The following is a 26,440-nucleotide window of genomic DNA, read 5'->3' on the forward strand; positions in this document are numbered from 1 at the left end:
TTGATTTATATTTTTTGATTAAGTAAGCATTGATTTTCTCTATGCTTTATTCTGCTTATTTTTACTGTTTTGAATATTTGCTAAATACGCATCCAGATTGTCGAAGCGGTTTTCCCAAAGTTTTCTAAATTGTTCCAACCACTGGTCTATTTCTTTCATTTTATTTTTTTCCAGATGGTAATAAATTTCCCTGCCGACTTGCTCTTGTTTTACCAATTCGCATTCCGATAGTATTTTAATATGGTTAGACACGGCTTGTCTTGTAGAATCAAAATGTTCTGCTATAGCATTGGGTGTCATGGCTTGTGTAGTGAGAAGTACCAAAATGGCTCTTCTGGTAGGGTCGGCAATGGCTTGGAAAATATCTCTTCTCATAATTATATACAATTAAATGCGCAATCAATCGTTTGCAAATATATATGCAATTAATTGATTGCGCAAATGTTTATTGAAATTTTTTAGGTAGAAGTTTTTGGGAGGGAAGTAAGAGGAAGATTATTTTGTTCGAGTTTCGTTTTTATTTCTCTGCCATAATTTTCAATTTATCCAATGCCTTTGGCCAAGTGGTTTTAAAATAATCCATATACTCTTCGGTGGTATCCATGTCCACTGTTACAGTGGTGACGCCATTACTTTCACGGAATGTGTAATTTTCCAATCCACCAGCCCATTTTTCAACCTGTGCGCCTTGGGTGATTTCATTGACTCCATCTAACATACCATAATGGCGAATGGACACAAATTTGGAAGGTATTATATCCGCAATTTCTGAAATCATGCCTCCTCGATTACCATGTTCATCAGTGCCTATAAAATACATTTTAGCACCTTTTTCCCATGTGCCTTCATAAGTTGAGGTCGGATTAAATTCAGAGGTCCACTGCTCGTAGGTTTTAATGTTTTTAAGTCCTAGCATCGTTTCATAAACGTTTTTAGCAGACGAATTAATGTCTTTTTTGAATTGTAGTTTTTTCATGATTTCTAAAATTGATATGCTTATTATTCTTTTATTTTTTTCAAGTTTATAAAAATCCACCCAGCAAACAGAAAGAAAACGATGGATGTAAACAAGGGTATAAACCACATCTTTTCTGGTTCTATATTCAAGGCTATCAATAACGAGCCAACGGACATTATAATTGCTGTGACGGCATATCCCAATTCATCATAAAGCCAAGCGTAGGGAAATAAATGAGCACCCGTAATAATGGCATACGCCATTATAAAATAGTCAGGAGATTTAATCAAGATGAATATGAGGAACGGGAAATAGATTAATTGAGCGAAGTTCAGCCAAAGTCCCAAAGGGTCTAAAGGATTATTTTTCACTTTCCAATTTGTTTTTAGAACTTTAGATAATCCAAATGCCAATGGCAGTAAAATGGCACCGACCATAAACGTGAGTATGCTTTTGTCGTAGGATGTATAATCCAATGTCCATACAAAGTATACAGCAAACCAGACAACGCTAGCTGAAAGAATAAAGTCAATGCCATTTTTAGCTTGTAATTGGATTTCTGATTTCATTATTTTAAAATCTTGTTTTTCCATGTTAGTTGTTTTATTTAAACAAATTTATATGCGTGCAAGTGTATTAACTAATAATTATTGTTGAAGTGTTAATTATTAGTGATGGATTGTCTTAGATAGTGCTTATTTTGCTTCTAAATTCAGATTTTCCAATATAATATCCAATTCCGAAAGGGACTTTTTATCAATCAGTTGCGTATTGATTCTCAATTCCGTCACGTCTGTTTTAAGTATATAATCTCCAGCAAACTTTTTAATATGGGATATGTCGTTCAGATTAATTTTTTTTGGAATCAATTCGTTTTTTGAAAGAACACCATTTTCAATGGTTAAATACTGTTTGTTATTTTCAAAGAAAAAAGTTCCCAAATATAAAACACCCATTACTAAATACCCGTAATTAAAAATTGTTCCCGACTCAAAGATAACAGATGCGGTTCCGAGAACTAACCACAGAATTCCAAAAATCAAATTGTACTTAAGGCGTTTTTTTATATATCGTATTTTCATTTTTTTTTATTGCTTGGTAGGGGTTTGTTTTATGAATCTGGTTTTGGGCTTTTTGAAATTATAAATCTCAACAATCCAGGAAACCATCGTTGCAACCATACAAATACTTTGCCGTGTCCTGTGAAAACATAATTTCTCTTTCGTTTTAAAATAGCCTTTACCATTACCTTTGCTGCTTTATCAGTAGGCCAAATTAAATTTGATGGACGTGGATCTGGTCGTTCGGGATGCCAAATGCCGTCATTATCAATTCTTGCAATTTCCGAAACCACAAATCCGGGATGCAACGTAGTACAACTCACACCTGTGCCGATTAATTCAACCTGTAAGGTCTGACCAATTGAGTGCACGGCAGCTTTGGAAGCGCCGTATGCGCCTAAATTAGGATTAGGAAGATAGGCGCCTACACTGCCCACTAAACCAATCCTACCATTATTTTTCTTTAAATGTGGCAGTGCATATTTAACCGTTAAGGCTAAGCCTGTGACATTGCCTTGTAACTGTCTATTCCAATCTTTGGCTGTTAGCTTTTCCATATTTCCAAAAACACCAAAACCGGCATTAGCTATAACTACATCCAATCGTTCCCAGGTTTTAATGATTTGTTGGACTGCATTTTCAATAGCGGTTTCTTCCATTATATCACAGGGTATTACCAATGCTTCCCCGCCTGAGTGCCTAATCTCATCTGCCACTTTATCCAATAGTTCTTTACGTCTTGAGGAAATAGCTACTTTATATCCTAATCTTGCCCATTCAAAGGCCAATGATTTGCCAATACCAGATGAAGCACCAGTTATCCATATAACGTTTTCTTGTGTATTTGCCATTTTAAGTGTTTTTAGTTAGTGGAATTACAATGAAAATTGCAAGCCAGCAAACAGGCAACAAATATTAAAATCCGATAAATGAAATTAATGGTTTTCCATAAATTTTCAAATATTATTTCTTTGTCGTATTTATCAAACATTTCGGTTTTCTCAAATTACTGCCAACGTATGGATATATACACCTACAAATCTAACGGAATTTTTAAATAATCAAAGTTTTTGGGCAAAAGCAATGCCTTGAAGTTATCAGGAAGTTGTTGGTGGAAAACAACAATGATAGTAGAGTGGAAAAGCATAGGTGGTGCAATGTCGCGGAAGTGTGGCGCCAATCTTTGACGGCACTCTTCGCAAACGAGCGCTAGCTGGGGTGTTTAGAAAAGGATCGATAATAAAAAAACTAAGTTATTATCTAATACTGGTGGTTATTTTTTAAAATTGAAAAATGCATATTTTAAATAAAAGCGTTCTGTTAAAAGCGATTGACGCATCCAAATATTAAACTTTATATACCAATAAATGATGTAAGAAGGAAATATTGCTAATAACAGAAACTTCTTTTTGGTAAACAAATAAGGTTTAAGTCTTAATAAATATCTGAATTGTTTTTCGGGTGTTAAAATAAAGGTTTTAACATTGTCTAACATGTCCTTTTTACTGCGATTGGTACCAATTGTTAAGCCTTTGGAAAAATCTCCAACATTAGAATAAAACCCTTCAGAAATTTTAATCATTTCTGATATATTCTTTTTTGAAGCAAAAATACCAATGCGTAAAGCATAATTAGTCATTTCTTTTTGCATAGTTACAGGAGAATAACAAATGTTGTCAAACTCTTTTATCATCATTTGAAACTGTTTAAACATAAAATCTTGAATTTTTGAAATGTTATTATCAAAAATTCTTTTTTCATCATCCTGATGAAATTCTTTTGAAAACGAGGTGGCATTTAAGTTATAAGAAATCGTGCTTCCATGAGGAGCAGAAAGTAATTGTTCATTTAATTCAATATTGCCCCTAAGGATGTGATCTGAATAACTGGCAAAAGGATAAACGGAGTAATTTAAACCAAAGCGTTTTGAGTTTTCGGTAATATTATAAACTTCTCTTATGCCTAAATAATATCCATAAACCTTTACCTCTCCATTAAAATAATCATAAAGTCTTTCCTGCATTGTCCCACCCCAACCAATATCGGCCAGATGTAAACCTTCCTCAATAAAATTAACATTAAACGATTTTAAATAAGTATCAAAATAAGTTTTCTGTTCGAAACGTTTTTTATCATAATGGGTAATAAATAATTCATTTTGTTTAATTGTTTCATAAACTTCAGAATCAAGAAAATCTGGAATGCTGTTAAATTGGATATTTTCTAATTTTAGATTGGATAAAATGGTATTAATGACATCCTCTTCAAAATCAAAATTCTTTAAAAACCCATGTGGAGTTAATTTTGGGTATTTATTTCTTAAAAAAGAAAATTCTTCCTTATCAATACTTTTTAAAGAGACTAACATACTCGCTTGTCTGGATGTTTTTAGATAATGAGAGACAATTAAATCCTCGTCATTTAAAGCAAAGTAATTCTGATAAAAATCAAATAGTTTCTTTAAAAATAAACCTTCTCTAGCCAAAAAGAATATATTTTTAATGCCTTCCTGTTTTAATTTAAAATATAATCGTTCTGTATAATTATAATAAAACAAAACATAATCACTATTTCCAGGTGCTTGTTTAGAATTACAGCGTTTATAAATACCTTTCAATACCTTCTTATAGTTATAGGTATCAGATCCATAGGAATATTTTAATCTTGTTGTAGAAACATCTTTATTGGCAATATAAATAGTATTTAAACTGCATTTTTTTGCATTAACAATATCGTGTTTAAAATTATCACCAATCATAGTAACATTTGTTGGATCTAACTCTAAAGCAGTTAAAAGACAGTTATATAAATTACCAGTATGTTTACTACACTTATATTCTGAAGAGACAAAGATATCTTCAAACAGGTCCAAGATATTATGATGATCCAATATTTTTGTTAGGACTTTCTTTGAGGTATAAAAATCAGAAACACAGTAAATCTTGTGATTATCATTTTTAAGTTTAGTTAATTGATTAATAGTATTCTTATTTATGAATTGTACCTTTATTTCAACATGTATATCTGCTTTTTCAAAATAATTTTTAAATTTAGGATAAGGTATATTACTAAGAATATTATTACATAAAAGCCTATTATAAATTTCTTTAATTACTATATCATAAGAAATTTCGACATGTAATAGATTATATTTTTCACTCAAAAATAGTTCTACCTCTTTACGTATAAAATATAAACTGTCAATATCTATGTTTAATCCTAACTCCCTAATCATTGTTTTAGACCATAAACGTATAACATAATTAGGATGTACTGATCTGTGCACAACAGTATCAAACATATCACAAAAAATTACAGAACCAGAATTTATACCATTTGTTAAAGAATTACTTGTCTTCTTCATTTAAAATTAAGTTTATCGCCTTAGAGAGGTCGATTATAAAATTAGCTAAAAACTATTATGTTACTGCCATAGCTTGGTAGTCTTGATGTTGGCTATATGACAATTAATAATATATAATTAACGGAATACGAAAGTAATTTTTTTTTATTTAATGGTCGCTTTTTCGATAAGTATTAAATAAAAACTTTAAAAGGAAATTATGTATCACTAATACCCTCAATTTTGTAATCTAAATAGGTGTCTTTTATTTCTGAGTCGTAAGTGTTCTGCAAATTATTTGTTTCTTTTGGTAAGTTGTTGATTATTGCATCTATGCTGAAATTTGTATTTCCGTAATATTTAAATACTGATTCAGGTACTTTAATATCATCTGGTAATTCAAGATCGTAATTTCCATTAGTTAATTTATATGTCCTGTCTCCGTATTTATATTCACTTATTTTTTCAGCTTGTTGACAACGTGTTATTTGTATGGAAAGTTGCGTGTTTGGGGGTGAGGATTTTCCGAAGGACACGAGTGCAGCGAACTGGCGTAAGCAAAATCGGAAGCCAGCAAACGTGCAACCAACTTTGTGCTAGCTAAAACTAGCAATTTTTTATACACGGTGTTGGGCGTAGTTTTTTTAATAAATTTCTTCATCGTCTTCGACTTTAAACAATTCCAAAGTCATTTTCTTTTTTATGTCAGATTCCAATTCTTTTCTGCAACCCAAAAGCATTGGTGCATCTTCTGCTGTCGTTAGACACCAGTCCAAATTCTTTGAAAAAAGACAGGTCTCTAATTGAAACCCAAACATTTCTTGAATTTCAAAATACTGTTCTAAATCTAGATCAATATATTCTTTTTTTAAATCAGTATGATAATTATATTCTTCTGAATCATAGATTAATAAATTCAGTTTTGTGTTTTCCGAAAGTCTTTTTAAAGAGTCTTTCAGTTTGGTTAAACTCAATTTATCCAAGAAAGAAGTTCCAGGGGTTTCAGGAATCAGAGTTGTCGTTTTATGTGAAAACGGAACATTAAATCGTTTTGCTAAATCACTTATTGCTATTGGCTTATAAAGCTTTTCATCTTTCAGTAGGACATCATATTCCTGCTCAATTTTCACACGCTTATTTATTTCCTCTAAGGTTTCTTTTTGCAAAGGATAATGGTCAAAAGGGAAATTTTCTATTATTCCGTAATCCCAATGAACTATAAATTTTGATTCAAAAAATTCAGGTATATAGTGTTTCGCAAAATTCCAATTTTCAGAATTTCGATTATTATAAAACTGATTTATGTCGTTAAAAATGTTCATTCTCAAATTACGCCCAACGTGTTCGTGTATGGAAAGTTGCGTGTTTGGGGGCGAGGATTTTCCGAAGGAAAATCGGAAGCCGGCAAACGTGCAACCAACTTTGTGCCAGCTAAAACTAGCAATTTTTTATACACGGTGTTGCCAACCGTTTTTTTAATCAGGCTTAATATTGTCAATTATGGAATCAGTTTTTAAATCTTTTACGGTTTTTTGGTCGGTCGGATTTTTTAAATGTATATTTTCTAAATCTATAATTCTATCTTCAATTTCGGAAGATTTTTTTGATTCAATAATAGCCCAAATTGATATGCATATTATTATTACAGCATTAGCAACGGCTGCAATAATTTTAACTACAGTCCAACTTTTATTTAGTATATATTGTTTGTATTTGTTTTTAAATCCGCCCTCTACATTTAAAAAAAATAAACCTTTTTGAGATGTTGTAGCGATAAAATCCCCATGATGTTCCCTTCCTTTATTGGCAATTTCGTGGTAATCATATAAAAGACCTTGTTCAACTAAATCCTTTGCCAAAGAATGAACTATATGAAAATCAATATTAATTTCTTGAGATATTTTAGATGTAACGCTTTGTTTTTGGTATTTAACCAACAACAAATCCATTATTCTATATTTTTCTCGTTTAGTCATTTCTCAAATGGTTGGCAACAATTGGATATAGACAATTGTCTATATCCACATTATATATACTCTCAAAAATAACTAAAATACTTACAGAAGTAATTTTTTAATACACAATTTTATTCAATAATAGAATTGGTTACCGAAATGGGCGTATCGGCATGCATGGAAATACTTGGACTTTCGGGGTACGTTTGTAACTATCGTTATAAAAGTTGATTTGAAACTAAATGCTTACTAACTCATTTATGCCAACTGTTTTATAATGTGTGGTGTATGACATTTTATCTTAATCTAGTTACTTCATTCCATTTCTCAACAGGATAAGGGATGTCCCATTTCTTGAAATCCTTACCTTGATAAAAAGTCGTTGAAATATAATCGAAAAGTTCTGGGGTTAAAAAAATAAATTGACCGTCTTCTCCTCCTGAAATAGGATAAACTTGCTCATTAGAACCTTGCATTTCTAGTTGGTCGTTTAATAATCTATAAAAGTTTAATTGGGCAACTCCCCAAATATTCATTTTCTCCATAGACCCTTCAAAGGCAACGTATTCTTTGCCATTTACAGTAATCCTATGGTTCAAGTGGTTAACTTCTTCTTCTGAAATCTCATTATTCCAGTCAAATTTTAATCCACGCTTTTGAAACGCATGTTTAGCATAACCTAAATAATCTTCTAATCCGCCCTCCTCAAATAGTGCTTCTCCATCACAAAAATAGAGTCTGTAATCATAGGGTAACAGCGTTTTGTCATCAATTACAGTCGATACTATTTTATTTTTGTTAAAGCTATTAACCAAATCGGTTTTTAATTCAGCTACTTTATCAGGATTGGCATATTTATAATAACCGAGCGCTTCTAGTTTTTTAATGACATCTGTTCCTGAGTCTTTTCTTTTTGAGGTGAATGAAAACAATCCCATGATAATACATATTAAAATTTTATATTAAATTCTTTCTAATCATAAAATTTTACATTGTTTTATAAAATTACATACATATGATGATATACAAAAATATAATATTTAGTGCTTTTGTAATTATTCATTTTCAAGCCTTTCAATCATTTTTTCCATTTCGGCAATTTCCTGTTCTTGCGTCTCTATAATGTCTCTTATTCTATAGTAGAATTACTTACCGCAATAGGTGTATCGGCATGCATGGAAATGCTAGGGTACACCGGGTACCAAGAGCCACCAATGTTGTTTCTTATAACAGAATTGGTAATGTTAATATTTCCAGAGTGATCGTTACTCACAAAAAATATGGAGGCACCATACGCGTTCACTTCGTTATGTTCAATTTTGGTTCCATGCAAACTTAAGGTCATGGTATTGCCATCGTTATAAATAGCACCACCACTGCCACCACCCGGCGTTCCAGATTGCGATGGGTTGCCACCATTACCGATGGCTTGGTTATGGGAAAAGAGACTGTTTATAATCGTCCATGACACGCCAATACTGCTTATGCCACCACCGTTAGAACCCACATTACCAAAACCATCCGCACCACCAAAGGTGCAATTGGTAATATAAACAGGTAGATTATTAAACTGACTAAACACACGAATAGCACCACCGCCCACATCGGGGCCTGAGCTGGCACAAATATTATTAAAAAATCGGGTATTGACTGCCTTAAAACGTCCGCCTCTTACCCAAATGGCACCACCGCCATCGTATTCGTTTTCTTGGGTGGCATTACCGTCGGCAAAAGTGATGTTTTGTACCGTCAATCTAGGTGTATCTTGGTTTTGGCAATGGCTAGTTGTCCACACTTGGTTTTGGTCGCAAGTGTTCATATATAAAATTCTGGTGATACCATTGCCGCTTAAGGTAACGAGTCCGCCACCGTCAATAATAACGTCTGGATTGGCATTGTTAAACACCTTGGCTGGTCTGTCCATTGTTATGGTTACAGGTTCGGTGCCGCAGTTAAAAACTATTTTGCCACCTTGGGCAACGGCCGCAACAACGGCATCACAGTTGCAACTTTCTGGTGTGCCATTACCAACTACCGTGTCTGGATTTGTAACACTTTCCAAGCCAGCTTCAAAGGGAATAGGGGCATTGCCTTCAGGATTACCAGCTGGAGGGCCATCTTCTGGATTTTCTAACGGATTATGGACAATAATGGTATCTGTAGTTATTTTCTCCTCGGAACAAGAAAATAACAAAAGTATAGTAAGCAAACCCAAAGCGGGTTTGCTAATTAAGTAGGTTAAGTATTTCATTGGTGCATGTTTAGGGCTATATACGAAACAAACACGCTTTTAAGACGGCATGGAGGGGTTTGGTTTTAAAAGGTTTAAGTACGTTCTAACTGTTTTTTAATCTTTTCAATGGCTGTTTCAATAGATTTTTCAGGCTCAATAATATTGTATTCGCCCCAAAATGCGGGATCTGAAAAACCAGAAACCTGTTCCGTTAAAATGGTTGATGGGAATAACATGCTATTGTTTTTAACTAATTTAGTGTCCATAATTTTCCAATCGGTTACCGCCATTTCACTATTTAAGGTATATACGCTATTAAAAAGTTTGCCTTGCCAATCTACTTTAAAAGTTAGCAAGATATTACTGTAGGCATAATGCCATTTGCCATTTTGAGTTCTATAATTCACCCTATAAGTGGCTTCGGTAGGATACACATCGGCTTTTCTTGGTTTTTTACGCACATACATCTCGCTAGCTAATTGTTTGTTTTTAACATTTAAGCTGTATACGGCACTTTTAAGTGCTAAATTTTCGGCATCTATATACAGTTTTCCGAAGTATAAAGGGGTTTCTATACCAGGGTTTTGCTCGAAATTCACCACGTAAACAAGGGTATTGTCTATTTGAGTGGGTTCATCAAAACTGAAATTATAATATTCAATGTTTTCAATATCAAATATATACTCAGGATATTTAATAATATCAATATATAAATTGCTGAATGGTCCTCCCTGAAGCTTCATGGCAAGAGTATCTAATCGTGTATAATCGGTTTTCTTCCTAGCCTTAATAAGTTCAATATTATCATTTCTTGAGTTTTTATAGGGCTGTTTGTGTATTTGAACAACCGCTTCGGATAAGGAAGCATTTTTTCTTCTTTTTTTAATGGTTTCTCTATAAAAAGCAGTCATTAGCATGTTGTCATCATTATACAACGTATTCTTTTTGCTTAGTGTTTCAATAACCAAGGCCCGAGCATTACTATATTTAGGGGCAATTTTTACTTCATCTAGCTGGATTATGGAGGGTTCCAAATAAATGTTCTCATCTTTAGAAATGTCAGAAATCTTAAGTTCTATTTTTTGGTATCCCAAATGACTAATGGTGATAGTCCCTTCTAAAAGATGATTAGGTATTTTTAGTGAAAACCCACCATCTGTATTGGTGACTGTGCTAATGTTAGAATCATTAATAACCAAATCTGCAAACACTAATTTGCTTTTGGTTTTTTGATCTATGACGGTGCCCGTTATTTCCTTAAACGAAGTAATATCTTGGGCATTTACAAGCGAGCAATTTATAAAAAGGATACAGACTGCTCTAAAAAAAACATCTCTTTTCATATCATATGTAGTTTAGCGAAGTATTAAAGTACAAAATATTTGTGTAACTTTCTAATAATTAAGGGGTTTTAACAAATCGGTATGTTTGCTTATTTAATGATATCTTTAAAATGACACCATTTATAAGTGTATTTTAATATGGAGAACTCTAAAAAGGGGAATATAATGCAATTAAAAAATGATGAATTGTCTTTGGTTTAGGGTTTAACCAGAATTCTTAACTAAATTTTTAGAATTTGAAAATGTATTAACAGTATATTTATGCGCTCAATTATTTTAAAAATCAACTATGGCATTGGAAGGTATTTCATTTAAAAAAACAGGCTATTTTTCTTCACTAATCTGTGATTACTTAGATGAAAAACCAGAGTTAAATCCGTTTTACAATAGATTCCCATCCTTAGAAAATTTTAAAAAGCAAGTACAGGATAAAGAACGGTCTAAAGATGTTTCAGAATCCCAACGCCACGTTTTGGCATCGGTTTTAAGAAAGCAATATGCACAGATTGAAACTTCACATATGACGGTTGAAAACATTGAAAGTTTGAAATCCCATAAAACATTCACAATTACCACAGGCCATCAATTAAATTTATTCACTGGTCCGTTATACTTTTTATATAAAATTGTTTCCACCATTAATCTTACCAAAATATTAAAGTCAACCTACCCAGACTATAATTTTGTGCCAATCTATTGGATGGCTACGGAAGACCATGATTTTGAGGAAATAAATTATTTTAATTTTAAAGGGAAAAAAATCCATTGGGAAAAAGAATCACATGGTGCTGTGGGCGACTTGTCTACGGAAGGTTTAAAAGCGGTTTTTGATTTGTTTTCTTTGGAACTCGGACATACCAAAAATGCTGATTATTTAAAGTCTCTTTTTAGATATGCCTATTTGGAACATTCAAATTTAGCGGATGCCACGCGTTATTTAGCGAATGAATTATTTAAAGATTATGGTTTGGTTATTCTTAATGCGGCTGATAGGGACTTAAAACAATTGTTTGTTCCTTTTATGGAAAATGAATTGGTAAACGAAATGGCATTCAAGACGGTTTCTAAAACGAATGAACACATAAACAATTTGCCAAATCAACCTTATGGTATTCAGGTAAATCCACGTGAAATTAATTTATTTTATATAAGTGAAAATTTGAGGGAACGTATTGTTTTTGAAAACAATATGTATAGTGTTGTCAATACCAATATCACTTGGACTAAAGAAGCTATTTTGGAAGAAGTTAAAACACACCCAGAGCGGTTTAGTCCAAATGTCATCATGCGACCATTATACCAAGAAGTTATATTGCCAAACCTGTGTTATATTGGCGGTGGCGGTGAGTTAGCGTATTGGCTTCAGTTGAAGGATTTTTTTAATGCAGTTAATGTACCATTCCCCATACTATTATTAAGGAATTCGGTATTGATTAAAACCCAAAAGCAATCTGATAAATTGGGGAAATTAGGAATTTCCAACGAAGATCTGTTTTTAAAACGGGATGCTTTCATCAATAAAAAAGTCAGGGAAATTTCCAATATTGATATTGATTTTTCAACCCAAAAGGTATTATTAAATCAGGAGTTTGAAGCGTTATATACCCTTGCGGAACAAACCGATAAATCCTTTTTAGGAGCTGTAAAAGCGCAGGAAATCAAACAAATAAAAGGACTTGAACATCTTGAAAAGCGTTTGTTAAAAGCACAAAAAAAGAAATTGGCTGAACAAGTTTTAAGAATGACCGAGCTTCAAAATGAGTTATTCCCCAATCAAGGACTTCAAGAGCGAAACACCAATTTTTCTGAATTTTATTTAGAGTATGGCGAAGAACTTATTCCCAGTCTTATCGAAAATTTACAACCCTTAAGAAGTGAGTTTCTTGTAGTAACACTTTAACTATTAAAATCTTATATTTCAAATCATCTATTAGTTAATCACTAAATTTGTATAAATCAAAATGCAAATTTATTTGTAAAAACCATGCATAAAATAGATATTGAATTGGTGGAAATGACGATGGATGTTATGAAATATGCCATTGATAGGATTTCTGCCTCCAATCGCCATATAGGTCATCCGAAAACAGCTCAAGAATTAAAGGTTTTGGTAGGGGAGACTATCACCCCAAAAGGTATTGGTGGCGAGGTGGCTTTTAATTTATGGAAGAAGCATTTAATGAATGCTAACGTGTCCATTGATCATCCACGGCATTTAGCATTTGTGCCTGCGTCGCCTACAAGAGCTGCTATCATGTTCGATTTAGTAACATCGGCATCAAGCATTCATGGCGCTTATTGGATGGAAGGTGCTGGAGGGATTTTTTGTGAAAACGAAGCTATGAAATGGATGGTGTCCTTAACGGGTTTGCCAGAAGGCGCTTTTGGTGTGTTTACAAGTGGTGGTACAGCAGCAAACCTATCGGCTATAGTAACGGCCAGAGAATATTGGCGAAGTTTGAATCAACAAAACAACAATGAAAAGGGATTGATTATCACGTCCATAGGGGCACATTCATCCGTCAAAGCTATGGCGAAAGTGATTGATGCCGATGTGTTATATGTGGACACCGAAGACAGAATGCATGCATCCAACCTTCAAAGTAAGATGGAGTCCCTAACAGAAAATCAACGAAAACGTCTTTTTGCCATAGTAGCAACGGCAGGAACAACCAATGCTGGGATTATAGATGATTTAAAAGGGATTGCAGAAATCTGTAAGAAGGAAAAACTTTGGTTTCATGTAGATGCTGCTTATGGTGGTGGTGCGCTATTGTCCGATTCGGTGAAGCATTTGTTTGCAGGCATAGAAGCAGCTGATAGTATTACCATTGATCCACACAAATGGCTATTTTCGCCCTACGATTGTGGCGCTATTATTTATAAAAATCCAGAATTGGCAAAACAGGCACATACACAAGAAGGCTCTTATTTGGATATTTTTAAAGATGAAGGCTCGCAAGGTTTCAATCCTGCCGACTATCAAATACAATTAACAAGAAGGGTAAGGGGATTGCCCTTATGGTTTTCATTGGCCATGCATGGTACCGATAGATACAAACAAGCCGTTGAACGTGGTATAGAATTGGCACAAATAGCCGGCCAATTAATAGAAGAAATGCCACATGTGGAATTGGTTAGGGAACCAAGTTTGTCCTGTGTTTTATATAGAAGAATTGGTTGGAATCCTGAAGATTATACAAAGTGGACTTACGAAAATCATAAAAAAGGATTCGCATTGGTAACGCCCACCAAATGGAAAAGAGGAGACACGTTTGAAACTGTGTCACGTTTCTGTTTTATAAACCCAGATACGACAGAAAATGATATAAAAATGATTTTGGAATCGATGGTTTAAAAATTAATTCAAAAAATCTAAAATCGTAAATCGAAATTATAAAATCATTGTTATTTTTGCGCATGCAACATAACAAGGTACTTATTTTAGATTTCGGTTCGCAATACACACAGCTTATTGCCCGCAGAGTTAGAGAACTCAATATTTATTGCGAAATTCATCCCTACAACAAAATTCCCCAAACAGTTTCAGAATACAACGCTGTTGTGCTTTCTGGAAGTCCGTTTTCGGTAAGGGGAGATGATGCCCCGCATCCAGATTTATCTAATATTCGAGGAAAAAAGCCATTGCTGGCAGTTTGCTATGGCGCACAATATTTAGCACATTTTTCGGGTGGGGAAGTAGCGCCATCTAATACTAGGGAGTATGGTCGCGCCCATTTATCTTTCATAAAAAAGGATGAGCCATTTTTTAATAAAATAAATGAAGGCAGCCAAGTTTGGATGAGCCACAGCGATACGATTAAACATTTGCCAACAAATGGGGTTTTAATAGGAAGCACCAACGATGTTGCAAATGCCGCTTATAGAATTGAAGGAGAAGAAACCTATGCCATTCAATTTCATCCTGAAGTTTATCATACTACCGACGGTAAACAATTGTTGGAAAACTTTTTAGTGCATATTGCAGGAGTTAACCAAGATTGGACGCCACAATCGTTTGTTGAAGAAACGGTTGAGGCGCTTAGAGAGAAAGTAGGTGATGATAAAGTGGTATTGGGACTTTCAGGTGGTGTGGATTCTACTGTAGCAGCCGTGCTTTTAAATAAAGCCATAGGGAAAAATTTATATTGCATTTTTGTTAATAACGGCTTGCTTCGTAAAAATGAATTTGAAAATGTACTGAATCAATACGAGGGTATGGGACTTAATGTTAAAGGCGTCGATGCTTCAAAACGATTTTTGGATGCCTTGGCCGGTATAGAAGACCCAGAGAAAAAACGAAAAGCCATCGGTAATGCCTTTATTGAAGTTTTTGATGACGAAGCACATAAACTTACGGACGTCAAATGGTTGGCACAAGGCACTATTTATCCCGATGTTATCGAAAGTGTGTCGGCTACAGGAGGTCCTTCAGCAACCATAAAAAGCCATCATAATGTGGGTGGATTGCCAGATTTTATGAAACTTCAAATCGTGGAACCATTACGAGCCTTATTTAAAGATGAGGTGAGACGTGTAGGTGCTACTTTAGGTATCGACCCCGAACTATTAGGACGTCATCCGTTCCCTGGTCCTGGTTTAGGTATTCGTATTTTGGGAGATATCACTGCCGAAAAAGTACGCATTTTACAGGAAGTAGATGCTATTTTTATTAACGGTTTAAAAGCATGGGGGCTGTATGACAAGGTTTGGCAAGCCGGTGCTATGTTGCTACCGGTAAATAGCGTGGGTGTAATGGGCGATGAGCGTACTTACGAAAAATGTGTTGCTCTTAGAGCAGTTGAAAGTACCGACGGTATGACAGCCGATTGGGTAAATTTACCTTACGAATTTCTTCAAAAAACCTCAAACGATATTATAAATAAAGTGAAAGGCGTTAATAGGGTAGTTTACGATATTAGCTCCAAACCACCAGCCACTATTGAGTGGGAGTAATTTTTGGATGGGTACATTAATTATAAACTATATTTATAGATGTATGGACAGTCTTTTTAATAAGATCATCCGTATATAAAATAGTTTAAAAAAAATTATTCTTAAATTGTATGCTATTTCTTTGGCATGCTATATGCATAGTTATTAAAGAACGTTATTTATAATACATAACGCCATTTTAAAATAGATTATATGATTAAATTTTTTACCGTATTCAGTTTTGTATTGGTTTTTGGTTTCAATACAACATATGCACAAAATTACAGTACGCACCAAGTTAAAGAAGGTGAAACCATAGAGAGCATTGCTAAACGTTATTATGTAACACCTTTTGATATTTATGGCTTAAATCCAGAAGTAAAAAAAGGATTGAAACCCAATACGGTTTTAATTATTCCAGTTTCAAAAGGTGTAAAGCCCGAAGTAACAACTACGAAAGAACTACAAGGTTTTAAAAACCACAAAACATCTCGCAAGGAAACTTTATATGGTATTGCCAAACAATATAATGTTACCGAAGATGAGATAAAAAAACATAATACTTTTTTGTATTCCAATACCTTAAATAAAGGCGACAAACTTCAAATACCTATCTTTAAAGAAACAGAAGTAGTAGCTTCTAAAGAACGTACTAAAACATATATTGTTCAGCCCAAAGAAGGAAAATGGCGGATAGCCTATAAGTTTGGTATTTCTGTTGAAGAATTGGAGTCGCTTAATCCCAGTATGGGAGAAGCGCTTCAAGAAGGTCAGCAAATATATGTTCCTAATATAGAGAAGACGGCTGAAAAAATTGTAGATGAAAAGTATAGTTATTATGAAGTATTGCCTAAGGAAGGGTTTTACCGATTAAAGCTAAAATTAGGGCTTGAGCAAGCTGAATTGGAAGCTTTAAATCCGACTTTAAAAGAAACGGGTTTAAAGGTTGGGATGGTCTTAAAAATTCCATTTTCTCCGTCCGTTGGTATTGGCAATGAAAGCTCTAGTACCGATCTATCATTAAAAATTAAGGATTCCAAAACGAAGCACATAGCGATTATGTTGCCTTTTAGGTTGAATCGGGTGGATTTTGATTCGATTTCAGGCACAAAAAGTAGTATCAACAAAGACCGCTATTTGCAAGCGTCATTAGATTTTCATTCGGGTATTTTAATGGCTATAGATTCGTTGAAAAAGTTAGGAGTGTCGCTTAAAGTAGATGTATACGATACCAAATATGAAGTAAGCGAAGTGTCAAGAATCATTCAATCCCATGATTTTAAAAGTGTAGATGCCGTTATTGGTCCGTTAACCCCCAATTGCTATGAAAAAGCAGCGTCAGAATTAAGGCCACTTAATATTCCTGTAATTTCTTTGATTGGTACTAATTTGCAATTAAGGGATAATGAATTTCAATCGTTGCCAACAGACGATTTATTAAAAGCTAAGTTGATCAATTATGTGAAAGCTGATACGACAGTAGATAATGTCGTAATTATATCCGACTCAGATAATATGGCAGTTTCGAACGAACTCAAAAGGGAATTTCTTTCTGCAAAACAAGTATTTTCAAGAAAGAACAAAGCAGGTAAGGACAGTTTTTTTGTAACACTTGAAGATATCAGAGTGCACCTAAAACCAGGTAAAAACGTTGTCTTTTTAGAAACAAAAAATGTTGGGTTTATATCTAATGTGACTAGTTTGTTAAATTCATTGATGCAGAATGGTAATAGGGAAGAAAACAACCAAGGGATAAGAATTGTTTTAACTACGACAAATAAAAATGAGGCTTTTGATGGTGATGAGATTAACAATAACCAATTATCGGCGCTTCATTTTATGTTTGCAGCGAATTCAAAACTGTATAATGAAAGTGATAATAATTCTTTCGTGAATGCCTATACCAAAATGTATAATATAACACCCAACAAAAGAGCCACTAGAGGCTTTGATTTAACCATGGATGTGGTATTGCGTTTGGTAACGTCTGAGGATTTGTATTTATCTGTTAACGAAGCAACTTTAACAGAGTATGTGGAGAACAAGTTTGCATACAAAAAGAAGATGATGGGTGGTTACTACAATGACACAGCTTATTTATTAAAGTATCAAGATTTGGATATTGTTGAGGTAAAGCAATAAACCTAGTGATACCCGATAAAAACGTTTTAATAGAACTGGCGCATACCAAAATGCCTTTTGGTAAATACAAAGACCGCTATTTAATAGACTTGCCCGAACATTATGTAGTTTGGTATCATAGTAAAGGCTTCCCTAAGGGAAAGTTGGGTGATATGCTCAGTCAGATATATGAAATAAAACTTAATGGCTTGGAAGAATTGATTAGGACTATTAAAAAGCAATATCCTAAATAAGGTTTTTGAATGGTTTGTTTAACGTTCAAGTATGTAATAGTAAGGAGAAATACATTCACTTTCTGAAAATAAAGTTAGTTGAACAAAAAACTCAATTTTAACCGTGTAGTCCAAAACATATGCGGTGTTTTTTTTGTTTTATTTCTTGATAAATCATCCTTTAATTATTCTTTTTAAGAATATTTGCAGAGTTTCAGATTTTCCAATCGGCTCCAATAAAAATATAAAAAGATTAACTCCTAAAGCGATGTAAGTAGCGGGATGTTTCAGCTTGCCGTATTTCCAAGCCCCCAGACATAACATTCCTATAATCAATATTTGAGTAAGGTAAATGGGAAGCATTATATCAATATCCGGCCAATCTTTGCTGTTTATGTCAACATATACGTTTTGTATTCCACGACCAAGAGCTGGCATCATAATGATGAATACTGTGGAAATTAACCACCATGCATGATTTTCGATTTCTTTCCTGTGTAGGATGCTTTTTATTACCGCATATCCGAAAGCTGACATCATTACAATTTCTACAGCAGCCACACCAAAAAAAAACCATGGTTGGAATGGTCCAAATTGGTCTGGACTAGCCAAAGACATTTCAGTTGCCACTATGTCTCTGTGCATCATACTCAAAGCAGTTAAGCAAACACCACCGGCCAGGAACATACCAATTATTCCATTGGTTCTATGTCTTGTTATCTGTCCATGAGTAGCAAAATAAGGTTGAATGATTAGGTAAATATACCAAACTGTACCCGTCCAATAATGTATATGAATAGACCATGCATTGTCAGCAAAGTCACCCCAATAATTTCTAAAAATCCCAAATTGCATAAACAGCATAGGGATGAACATCCATAAGTACAGTGTTTTGTAGTTGTTCATTTTGCTTTTCTAAAATTTTAGAAATAAATCTAAGATAATTGAAAAAATTTATAAAATCAAGCCTTATTAAAACGAATTCAATTTAAGGAATGTTAAGCTTTTCGGGCATTTTATGTAAAGGTTCCTGAAGTGTGATGCAGTGTATGCCACCGCCCATACGATTTAATGGTAAAGCATCAATCCAAACTTGTTCTAAGTTAGGGAACGCTTCTTTAAATATGGCTTTTACTTTGTCTTCATGGGCTGCAGATGTCCCATGATTGGTATAAGACGCATTTATAATAACACCATTTGATACTAGAAAATTAAGGTAGGATACGGATGCTACTCGGGTGACTTTGTCACCTATAGTTCTAGCGTCGTCTGGAGCAAGCCTACTGGATTCCACTTTATCAAATTCCATATCTCCAGCTTTCTCTACAATTTCGGCAGTCCATTCAATCACATCAGGCAAGGGTACTTTGATAATTTTAAATGGTTTGCCGTCTTGATCGGTAGCGTCCTTTAATATGTTATAATTTTCTAGCATCCTTAGATGATTTATTCGATTTAAAGGATGTTTGTTAATATCTTCTTCATCTATCCAAGCTAGTAAAATGGTATTGGCATTAGCAAATCTGACAAACTCATCGGTATGACCCCCTGTTCCAAAAGATATGTAACCGTTGTTTGGAATAAAGGATCTGGTGTCATCTGCCGTTCCGTTTTTTAACCAGATCACTTTTTTTATATTCATGACCCTCAGGTATTCTTGCTCTATTTCTTCTTTGGTCCAATCTGGATTGCGCTGCAAAGTAACCTGTTCAGATTGTATTAATACACCTTTGCCATTGGTTTCCAGCGAGCCTCCTTCCATTACCAATTCAGATTTTATGCGTCTTGCTCTCATGATGCTAGCCATTTCTTTATCGGTATCGCTATACAGATTTTCTTGAGAATTCATTTTCAGGGCCGCAAAATAAAGCGCTAACTGGGGTCTGGTGCTAAGCAGCCAATCATAATAACCATAATTGCTCCAATTAAAATCTACAGTGGCTAAATCTTTTTCATCATTTACTAAAAATTGTGCACCATTATCCCGAATCCAAAGTCTTGATCCTGGCAATATATGAAATTGAATAATGCTTACATCTAAGCCCATTTTATACAGCGTTTCTCTAGCGGATTTTTGAATTTGAGCCGTAGAAGTGGCAATTTTTATGGGAACCTTCCCTAGAAGACCTTCAACAATTTTGCTAATCGTTGTTTGAATTGCAGTATTTTCATTTTCCCAACTAAGCCATAGAGCCTGTTGCTGTTCAAATTCTGCTGGAAAACGAAAGTGGTTCCCTTTGTTTTGCGAAAATATATTATTTGTAAAGAGCGCTAAAAGCAAAATGAAAACAAGTCTAATCAAAGACTTTTGTGCAAAAATAAATCTAATTATAGGCATAAAAATGAGTCCTATGGATTTGGTTTATAAGAATTTTCACTAAAATAATTAAAAATTTTGCTATGAAAAATCATTTAACAATACTTTATCTTAAATCTATTTATTGTTAATAACAACCGTTTTAAATAACTAAAAAACTATTCGGTAATAACTGTTTTAATTTTGTAAATTTGCCTGCGTTTATAAGCGCAACATGACAACTAAAGCAAAATACATATTTGTAACCGGTGGGGTTACCTCTTCTCTAGGTAAAGGCATTATAGCCGCATCTTTGGCTAAATTACTTCAGGCTCAAGGCTATAGAGTAACAATACAAAAGTTAGATCCCTATATAAATGTAGATCCAGGAACATTAAACCCTTATGAACATGGTGAGTGCTATGTTACGGAAGATGGTGCTGAAACCGACTTAGACTTAGGGCATTACGAACGATTTTTAAATGTACCAACCAGTCAAGCTAATAATGTGACCACAGGACGTATATATCAAAGCGTCATTGAAAAAGAACGTCGTGGCGAGTTTTTAGGTAAAACGGTTCAGGTAGTTCCCCATATTACAGATGAAATTAAACACCGTATTCAAATTCTTGGTAAGTCTGGCGATTTTGATATTATCATCACAGAAATAGGTGGAACCGTTGGTGATATTGAATCGTTACCATACATAGAGGCTGTCCGTCAACTTCGATGGGACTTAGGTGAAAATAACGGTATTGTGATTCATTTAACCTTAGTGCCTTATTTATCGGCAGCGGGGGAACTGAAAACCAAACCAACACAGCACAGTGTTAAAACATTGATGGAAAGCGGTGTGATGGCCGATATTTTGGTTTGTAGAACAGAGCATCATCTACCAAATGAATTACGTAAAAAGCTGGCATTATTTTGTAATGTTAGGGAAGAAGCGGTAATCCAATCTATTGATGCATCCACTATTTACGATGTGCCTAATTTAATGCTGAAAGAAGGACTTGATAAAGTGGTTTTGAAAAAATTGGATTTAAAATCCAGTGTTCCAGACATCACCAAATGGAATCAGTTTTTATTCAAACATAAAAATCCTAAAACAGAAATTACTATTGGTCTGATTGGTAAATATGTAGAATTGCAAGATTCATACAAATCCATATTGGAATCCTTTATTCATGCGGGTGCAGAAAATGAAGTGAAGGTGAATATTGAATCCATTCATTCCGAATATTTGAATGACGATAATATCAAATTAAAGTTATGTCATTTAGATGGTGTTTTGGTTGCTCCAGGTTTTGGAGAGCGTGGTATTGAAGGAAAAATTACCGCGGTAAAATATGTCCGCGAAAACAACGTGCCATTTTTGGGCGTATGTTTAGGAATGCAAATGGCAGTTATTGAATTTGCAAGAAACGTTGTGGGTATAACAAACGCAAATTCGACAGAAATGGATCCTAATACCCCAAACCCCATTATAGATTTAATGGAAGACCAAAAAACAATCACTCGAAAAGGTGGTACCATGCGATTGGGGGCATGGGATTGTGAATTGAAGAGCAATAGCTTGGCAAGCAAAATTTATAAAACAGACATCATAAGGGAACGTCACAGACATAGATATGAGTTCAATAGTGCTTACAAAGCACAAATGGAAACTGCAGGTATGCTTGCTACCGGGTTTAATCCAGATACAAAATTGGTTGAAATTGTCGAGATTCCAAGTCACCCGTGGTTTGTTGGCGTTCAATACCATCCCGAATATAAAAGTACAGTGGCCAGTCCACATCCACTTTTCGTGGCGTTCGTAAAAGCATCATTAACGCATAAAAAAAGTAAAAAAGATGCCAAGGTGTCACAACAATAATTTTGGATAACTTATTGCTTAGCTATATATCATTCCGTTAGAAACGGACATTTTTTAAGAGATACTATTAAGACTACATGGAAGAAAAAAAATTAGATATTAATTCGATATTAGGTTTTGTCCTGATTTTCGGAATATTAATGTACATGCTTTGGCAGAATCAACCAACGCCAGAAGAACTTGAAGCTCAAGAAAAAGCCAAGCAAGAACAGGTTGAAGCAGAAAGGAAAGCTAAAAATCAAGAGCAAACCAAGGTAACAACTGCGGAGGATTTTTCAACTGAAGGTGCTGCAGATTCGCTTAAACTAGTGGCATTAAAAAATAAATTTGGAGCTTTTGCTTATTCAGTAACGCAACCCAGCGCAGAAGAAACGGTAGTAGAAAGTGATTTGTTAGCCTTAAAATTCAGTAATAAGGGCGGTTATCTTTCAGAGGTAAAACTTAAAAATTATGTTGATTTTAAAGGGAATCCAATCTATATAATCAAAGATAATAATGCTTCTTTCAATATTAATTTTGGAACCACTGATAGTAGAATTCTTAATACTAAAGATTTAAACTTTCATCCCACAGTCACCAAAGATGGTGGTAACACTGTTGTTTCCATGAAACTTAAAGTGTCCGAAAGTAAATTTCTGGAATATCGTTACGAGTTGAAAGAAGGTGATTATATGATGGATTTTACCCTTCGTTCGCAAGGCTTAAACGATGTTATTAATGGCTCTCAGCCCATTAATTTAGACTGGGATTTAAAAACATATCGTCATGCTAAAAGTGTATCCTACGAAAACAGATATACAGAGGTGGTTTTTGAATATGAAGATGGAAAAGATGATTATCTAGGACAGCAAGAAGAAACAGATGATGTTGCAGAAGACCTAACCTATGTAGCTTTTAAACAGCACTTTTTCACGTCTATTTTGTTATCTGATGCTCCTTTTAAGACATCAAAATTAGTATCCAAAAATCTGGTACAGGATGAGACCATTGATACCTTATTTACCAAAGCCTTTGCTGTTACTTTGCCTTTAGAACTTAGTGGCGGTGAGATAAACAAGTCAATGGATTGGTATTACGGACCAAGTGACTTTAAAATTTTAAATAAATACGATAGAAATTTAGATGAAATTGTACCATTAGGGTGGGGTATTTTCGGTTGGATTAATAAGTATCTGTTCATTCCGTTTTTTACATTTTTGGGAGGCTTTTTGCCTTACGGAATTGCCATTATTGTAATGACCATTGCCATCAAGTTATTAATGTCTTTTGTACAGTATAAGCAGTTTTTATCTCAAGCAAAGATGAAAATTCTTAAACCTGAACTGGATGCGATCCGCGAGAAGCACAAAGACAATAAAATGAAAGCGCAACAAGAAACGTTGGCATTACAAACCAAGGCAGGGGCTAGCCCAATGGCGGGTTGTTTGCCAGCTTTAATACAATTGCCAGTGTTTTATGCACTGTTTCAGTTTTTCCCTTCTGCATTCGATTTACGTCAAAAAAGTTTCCTTTGGGTAGAGGATTTATCGTCTTATGATACCATTGCTAATTTACCGTTCAACATCCCGTTTTATGGTGATCATGTTAGTTTGTTCCCCATTTTGGCATCTGTTGCGATTTTCTTCTATATGAAATTGACCACCGGTGACCAAATGATGTCGCAGCCAACGCAAGAAGGCATGCCAGATATGGCAAAAATGATGAAGTACATGATGTATCTCTCGCCAGTTATGATGTTGTTTTTCTTTAACAACTATGCATCAGGGTTGAGTTTGTATTATTTTATTTCAAATGTTATTAGTATAGGTATCATATTAGTTATTAAAAATTATATTCTTGATGAGGATAAAATCCATGCTCAAATCCAAGAAAATAAAAAGAAGCCCAAAAAAGAAAATCGTTTTCAGAAGAAAATGGCTGAAATGATGGAGCAGGCTGAAAAGCAAAAACAACTGCAACAAAAGAAAAAGTAATTTATATAAACTATTAAATTAATAATAAGCTGTCAAAATATTTTGGCAGCTTATTTGTTATATATAGTTAGACATTACTTTTGTTATTATTCATTTATCATAATATGTAACACCCATGAAAAAAAGCTTCAAAAACCCGAGCATAATTCTACAGGGTGTCCATATGACCAAATTAAAACAATAAAGTAAGCATATGAAATATTTTATTACCTATATATTACTAGTATTGGTTTTTTCAGTTTCCGCACAAACCATCAACCAACTGGATGAAAACGGCAAACAACATGGCATTTGGAAAAAGAATTTTGATGGCACGAGTATCCTAAGATTTGAAGGCGAATTTTATCATGGAAAAGAAATAGGGCTGTTCAAGTTTTATCAAAATATTAATAATAAGGCTGTTTTAGCGGCAACGAGGGAATTTTTGGAGCCTGGAACAAAAGCCAATGTGAAGTTTTATGCTTCTACCGGAAAATTGATTAGTGAAGGACAAATGAATGGTAAGACATATGTTGGTGAGTGGAGATATTATCAAAAGGATTCAGAAAAATTACTGACTTTAGAACATTTTGATGATACAGGGAGTTTAACAGGAGAACGTTTTATTTATTACATCAACGGACAAGTGTCCCAGAAGGAAAACTACAAAAAAGGAAAGCTTAATGGGGTGTCGGTTTGGTATTCTGAAGATAATGTAATAATTAAAGAGTATACATATGTTGATGGACTGTTGCACGGACTTTCAAAATTTTATGATCCTAAAGGACAATTGGTAACAGAAGGTTTTTATAAAAATGATCAAAAGTCAGGTACTTGGAAGTACTATGAAGCTGGTAAACTTACAGAAGAAAAGAACTTCGCATCTACTACAGGTAATAACTAGAAAAAAAAGATTCCTTAATTTCTTAAGGAACCCTTCTCTTTCATAAACAATTTTTAACTAAACTGTTTAAAATCAACAAACCAAACTATTAATAATTATTTTATAATGGAGGTAAAATAACTTTATTGATTACATGTACAACTCCATTAGAAGCCTGTACATTTGTAAATATTATGTTGCTAACTCTTTCATTCGCATCTGTTAAAGTTGCCCCACCTGTAACATTCGCTCTTATATTTCCACCTAAAGTAGCTACAGTCATATTATCAGACAAACCAGATGCTTGTACATTAGCACCGCCCACAACATGCATTGCTAGAGTAGCAGCAAGAGTATCTGTAGGCACATCAGCTAAACTTGATAAGCTTAACTCGGCTAATAAATCAACAAAAGCATTATTTGTTGGAGCAAAAACTGTGAAAGGAGCGGGATTAGTTCCATTTGCGGTTGACAAAGTATTAACGAATGTAAAAGACGATTCTCTTGTCAATGCTGCCACTAAAATCTCGAACGTTGGATCTGCTAAAGCAAAAGTAACTACTGTTGGTAAGCCTATCACTGCATCGACTATGTGAACAACACCATTTGTTGCATCTATATCAGCAGTCACCACATTTGAAACACCATTTAATTCAACCCCAGCAGCTGTGTTTACGAACATACTTAAGTTTAATTCTGTATTACCAAAAGTCGCTAATGTATTTACATAGCCTGTAGATAGACTTGTTGACACATTATCTCCTAAAACCACATGGTTTAACAATACTTGAGTTAATACGTTTACTGGAACATCATTCAATGTTGCAAAGTTGTTTTCGGACAGAAAAGCCTGAAATGCTTCGTTGGTAGGCGCAAATACAGTGAATTGGCCTGGGCCATCTAAGGTTTCAACTAGTCCAGCTCTATCTAAAGCAGCAACTAGATTACTTAAGGCTGGTGTGGCTGAAGCTATTTCTGCAATAGTTTCTGGAGCATATACAGCATCATCGTCATTATTACAAGATGATAAAGTAGTAACAACTAGAAATAATAATAGTGACAATTTAAGATTTAATAAATTTTTCATAGTGTTTGTATTTTTTTTGTTTAACAAATATAGTAAAATATTAAACAAAAATACAAGTATTGTTTAATTAATTTAACAAAACTTTAAACAAAGTAAATGGATTTATGATTGAATTCGGGTTTAAATAATCAAATTTCTTTAAATAAATGTATCTTTGTAGCCTA

General features: G+C 34.1%; 23 protein-coding genes. 8 read left to right on the forward strand and 15 right to left on the reverse strand.

Annotation, left to right across the window (positions count from 1 at the left end; translation table 11 throughout):
* Positions 1–39: 39 nt before the first annotated feature.
* The 12 genes from CDH49_RS10770 to CDH49_RS10830 form a co-directional block, all read right to left on the reverse strand.
* Complete coding sequence (locus tag CDH49_RS10770) at positions 40–375, reverse strand: ArsR/SmtB family transcription factor (RefSeq protein WP_100615519.1); 336 nt, start codon at positions 373–375, stop codon at positions 40–42.
* A gap of 142 nt (positions 376–517) precedes the next feature.
* Positions 518–976: a tungsten formylmethanofuran dehydrogenase gene (locus CDH49_RS10775; RefSeq protein ID WP_100615694.1), complete on the reverse strand. Its 459-nt coding sequence runs from the start codon at positions 974–976 to the stop codon at positions 518–520.
* A gap of 23 nt (positions 977–999) precedes the next feature.
* Complete coding sequence (locus CDH49_RS10780; protein ID WP_100615520.1) at positions 1,000–1,551, reverse strand: DUF7010 family protein; 552 nt, start codon at positions 1,549–1,551, stop codon at positions 1,000–1,002.
* 102 nt (positions 1,552–1,653) lie between these two features.
* The gene (locus CDH49_RS10785) at positions 1,654–2,040 is read right to left on the reverse strand and encodes a hypothetical protein (RefSeq protein WP_100615521.1); all 387 of its coding nucleotides are present in this window, start codon (positions 2,038–2,040) and stop codon (positions 1,654–1,656) included.
* Between the two features lie 29 nt (positions 2,041–2,069).
* Positions 2,070–2,870, reverse strand: a complete 801-nt coding sequence (locus tag CDH49_RS10790; protein ID WP_100615522.1) for an SDR family NAD(P)-dependent oxidoreductase — start codon at positions 2,868–2,870, stop codon at positions 2,070–2,072.
* A 422-nt stretch (positions 2,871–3,292) separates the two neighbouring features.
* Positions 3,293–5,383 carry an HAD hydrolase-like protein gene (locus tag CDH49_RS10795; RefSeq protein WP_100615523.1) on the reverse strand — a complete coding sequence of 697 codons (2,091 nt, stop codon included), beginning with the start codon at positions 5,381–5,383 and terminating at the stop codon, positions 3,293–3,295.
* 197 nt (positions 5,384–5,580) lie between these two features.
* Entirely contained in the window at positions 5,581–5,898 is a 318-nt protein-coding gene (locus CDH49_RS10800; protein WP_100615524.1) for a hypothetical protein, read from the reverse strand.
* A gap of 108 nt (positions 5,899–6,006) precedes the next feature.
* Complete coding sequence (locus CDH49_RS10805; protein WP_157805301.1) at positions 6,007–6,684, reverse strand: hypothetical protein; 678 nt, start codon at positions 6,682–6,684, stop codon at positions 6,007–6,009.
* A 153-nt stretch (positions 6,685–6,837) separates the two neighbouring features.
* On the reverse strand, positions 6,838–7,338 hold the full coding sequence (locus CDH49_RS10815; protein ID WP_157805302.1) for a hypothetical protein: 501 nt from the start codon (positions 7,336–7,338) through the stop codon (positions 6,838–6,840).
* Between the two features lie 275 nt (positions 7,339–7,613).
* Positions 7,614–8,255 carry a hypothetical protein gene (locus tag CDH49_RS10820; protein ID WP_100615528.1) on the reverse strand — a complete coding sequence of 214 codons (642 nt, stop codon included), beginning with the start codon at positions 8,253–8,255 and terminating at the stop codon, positions 7,614–7,616.
* Positions 8,256–8,446: 191 nt separating this feature from the next.
* Positions 8,447–9,568 carry a hypothetical protein gene (locus tag CDH49_RS10825; RefSeq protein ID WP_100615529.1) on the reverse strand — a complete coding sequence of 374 codons (1,122 nt, stop codon included), beginning with the start codon at positions 9,566–9,568 and terminating at the stop codon, positions 8,447–8,449.
* A gap of 74 nt (positions 9,569–9,642) precedes the next feature.
* The gene (locus CDH49_RS10830) at positions 9,643–10,893 is read right to left on the reverse strand and encodes a carboxypeptidase-like regulatory domain-containing protein (RefSeq protein WP_100615530.1); all 1,251 of its coding nucleotides are present in this window, start codon (positions 10,891–10,893) and stop codon (positions 9,643–9,645) included.
* A gap of 289 nt (positions 10,894–11,182) precedes the next feature.
* Between CDH49_RS10830 and bshC the strand changes: the two genes are divergently transcribed.
* The 5 genes from bshC (at position 11,183) to CDH49_RS10855 (ending at position 18,203) form a co-directional block, all read left to right on the forward strand.
* A complete protein-coding gene (gene bshC, locus CDH49_RS10835) occupies positions 11,183–12,793 on the forward strand; it encodes a bacillithiol biosynthesis cysteine-adding enzyme BshC (protein WP_100615531.1) in 1,611 nt (536 codons plus the stop codon).
* 84 nt (positions 12,794–12,877) lie between these two features.
* The gene (locus CDH49_RS10840; protein WP_100615532.1) at positions 12,878–14,251 is read left to right on the forward strand and encodes a pyridoxal phosphate-dependent decarboxylase family protein; all 1,374 of its coding nucleotides are present in this window, start codon (positions 12,878–12,880) and stop codon (positions 14,249–14,251) included.
* A 62-nt stretch (positions 14,252–14,313) separates the two neighbouring features.
* On the forward strand, positions 14,314–15,849 hold the full coding sequence (gene guaA, locus CDH49_RS10845) for a glutamine-hydrolyzing GMP synthase (RefSeq protein WP_100615533.1): 1,536 nt from the start codon (positions 14,314–14,316) through the stop codon (positions 15,847–15,849).
* Positions 15,850–16,041: 192 nt separating this feature from the next.
* Positions 16,042–17,970, forward strand: a complete 1,929-nt coding sequence (locus CDH49_RS10850; RefSeq protein ID WP_100615534.1) for a LysM peptidoglycan-binding domain-containing protein — start codon at positions 16,042–16,044, stop codon at positions 17,968–17,970.
* A 5-nt stretch (positions 17,971–17,975) separates the two neighbouring features.
* Entirely contained in the window at positions 17,976–18,203 is a 228-nt protein-coding gene (locus CDH49_RS10855; RefSeq protein WP_100615535.1) for a DUF3820 family protein, read from the forward strand.
* Between the two features lie 153 nt (positions 18,204–18,356).
* Here CDH49_RS10855 and CDH49_RS10860 read toward each other — a convergent pair whose 3' ends face one another.
* A complete protein-coding gene (locus CDH49_RS10860; protein WP_100615536.1) occupies positions 18,357–19,088 on the reverse strand; it encodes a hypothetical protein in 732 nt (243 codons plus the stop codon).
* 82 nt (positions 19,089–19,170) lie between these two features.
* Positions 19,171–20,484 carry an agmatine deiminase family protein gene (locus tag CDH49_RS10865; protein ID WP_157805303.1) on the reverse strand — a complete coding sequence of 438 codons (1,314 nt, stop codon included), beginning with the start codon at positions 20,482–20,484 and terminating at the stop codon, positions 19,171–19,173.
* A 229-nt stretch (positions 20,485–20,713) separates the two neighbouring features.
* Here CDH49_RS10865 and CDH49_RS10870 point away from each other — a divergent pair, with 229 nt between their 5' ends.
* From CDH49_RS10870 to CDH49_RS10880, 3 genes are all read left to right on the forward strand, one after another.
* Positions 20,714–22,354 carry a CTP synthase gene (locus CDH49_RS10870; RefSeq protein WP_100615538.1) on the forward strand — a complete coding sequence of 547 codons (1,641 nt, stop codon included), beginning with the start codon at positions 20,714–20,716 and terminating at the stop codon, positions 22,352–22,354.
* A gap of 77 nt (positions 22,355–22,431) precedes the next feature.
* A complete protein-coding gene (gene yidC, locus CDH49_RS10875; RefSeq protein ID WP_100615539.1) occupies positions 22,432–24,327 on the forward strand; it encodes a membrane protein insertase YidC in 1,896 nt (631 codons plus the stop codon).
* A 193-nt stretch (positions 24,328–24,520) separates the two neighbouring features.
* A complete protein-coding gene (locus tag CDH49_RS10880) occupies positions 24,521–25,210 on the forward strand; it encodes a toxin-antitoxin system YwqK family antitoxin (RefSeq protein WP_100615540.1) in 690 nt (229 codons plus the stop codon).
* 100 nt (positions 25,211–25,310) lie between these two features.
* Here CDH49_RS10880 and CDH49_RS10885 read toward each other — a convergent pair whose 3' ends face one another.
* On the reverse strand, positions 25,311–26,276 hold the full coding sequence (locus tag CDH49_RS10885; protein WP_100615541.1) for a fasciclin domain-containing protein: 966 nt from the start codon (positions 26,274–26,276) through the stop codon (positions 25,311–25,313).
* Between the last annotated feature and the right edge of the window lie 164 nt (positions 26,277–26,440).

The sequence above is a fragment of the Confluentibacter citreus genome, assembly GCF_002807055.1.
Classification (GTDB): Bacteria; Bacteroidota; Bacteroidia; order Flavobacteriales; family Flavobacteriaceae; genus Confluentibacter; species Confluentibacter citreus.

Coding starts and splice junctions, on each gene's coding strand:
- CDH49_RS10770 (WP_100615519.1), bottom strand. CDS start 375: ATGAGAAGAGATATTTTCCAAGCCATTGCCGACCCTACCAGAAGAGCC.
- CDH49_RS10775 (WP_100615694.1), bottom strand. CDS start 976: ATGAAAAAACTACAATTCAAAAAAGACATTAATTCGTCTGCTAAAAAC.
- CDH49_RS10780 (WP_100615520.1), bottom strand. CDS start 1,551: ATGGAAAAACAAGATTTTAAAATAATGAAATCAGAAATCCAATTACAA.
- CDH49_RS10785 (WP_100615521.1), bottom strand. CDS start 2,040: ATGAAAATACGATATATAAAAAAACGCCTTAAGTACAATTTGATTTTT.
- CDH49_RS10790 (WP_100615522.1), bottom strand. CDS start 2,870: ATGGCAAATACACAAGAAAACGTTATATGGATAACTGGTGCTTCATCT.
- CDH49_RS10795 (WP_100615523.1), bottom strand. CDS start 5,383: ATGAAGAAGACAAGTAATTCTTTAACAAATGGTATAAATTCTGGTTCT.
- CDH49_RS10805 (WP_157805301.1), bottom strand. CDS start 6,684: ATGAACATTTTTAACGACATAAATCAGTTTTATAATAATCGAAATTCT.
- CDH49_RS10815 (WP_157805302.1), bottom strand. CDS start 7,338: ATGACTAAACGAGAAAAATATAGAATAATGGATTTGTTGTTGGTTAAA.
- CDH49_RS10820 (WP_100615528.1), bottom strand. CDS start 8,255: ATGGGATTGTTTTCATTCACCTCAAAAAGAAAAGACTCAGGAACAGAT.
- CDH49_RS10825 (WP_100615529.1), bottom strand. CDS start 9,568: ATGAAATACTTAACCTACTTAATTAGCAAACCCGCTTTGGGTTTGCTT.
- CDH49_RS10830 (WP_100615530.1), bottom strand. CDS start 10,893: ATGAAAAGAGATGTTTTTTTTAGAGCAGTCTGTATCCTTTTTATAAAT.
- bshC (WP_100615531.1), top strand. CDS start 11,183: ATGGCATTGGAAGGTATTTCATTTAAAAAAACAGGCTATTTTTCTTCA.
- CDH49_RS10840 (WP_100615532.1), top strand. CDS start 12,878: ATGCATAAAATAGATATTGAATTGGTGGAAATGACGATGGATGTTATG.
- guaA (WP_100615533.1), top strand. CDS start 14,314: ATGCAACATAACAAGGTACTTATTTTAGATTTCGGTTCGCAATACACA.
- CDH49_RS10850 (WP_100615534.1), top strand. CDS start 16,042: ATGATTAAATTTTTTACCGTATTCAGTTTTGTATTGGTTTTTGGTTTC.
- CDH49_RS10860 (WP_100615536.1), bottom strand. CDS start 19,088: ATGAACAACTACAAAACACTGTACTTATGGATGTTCATCCCTATGCTG.
- CDH49_RS10870 (WP_100615538.1), top strand. CDS start 20,714: ATGACAACTAAAGCAAAATACATATTTGTAACCGGTGGGGTTACCTCT.
- yidC (WP_100615539.1), top strand. CDS start 22,432: ATGGAAGAAAAAAAATTAGATATTAATTCGATATTAGGTTTTGTCCTG.
- CDH49_RS10880 (WP_100615540.1), top strand. CDS start 24,521: ATGAAATATTTTATTACCTATATATTACTAGTATTGGTTTTTTCAGTT.
- CDH49_RS10885 (WP_100615541.1), bottom strand. CDS start 26,276: ATGAAAAATTTATTAAATCTTAAATTGTCACTATTATTATTTCTAGTT.